This window comes from Micrococcus sp. GbtcB5 (assembly GCF_019091605.1).
GTDB lineage: Bacteria > Actinomycetota > Actinomycetes > Actinomycetales > Micrococcaceae > Micrococcus > Micrococcus luteus.
On the sequence record NZ_JAGXJK010000329.1, the window covers coordinates 1 to 247 of the forward strand.

The 247-nt window shown below is 75.7% G+C and carries 1 pseudogene; it reads left to right on the plus strand.

The features are described from left to right. Positions 1-247, plus strand: a pseudogene (locus tag KVS67_RS12565) (thymidine kinase); the annotation flags it as partial.

Consider the following 247-nt stretch of genomic DNA (forward strand, 5'->3'; position numbering starts at 1 on the left):
GGGGAGGGCGACGTCGTGCCCGCCCTGGGTGTGACCCGCGCCGTGGACTCCCTCGCCCCGGCGGGAGCGGACGTGCGGGAGCTGTGCCGCCGGCACGCCACCGGTGACGACCCGGACGCCCTCGTGGGGCACGTGGAGGCTCCGCCCGTGGCGTGTCTGCACGTGGACGAGGCACAGTTCCTCGAGCCGGCGCAGGTGGACGACCTGGTGCGCATCGCCGTGCTCGACGGCGTCCCCGTGATCGCCT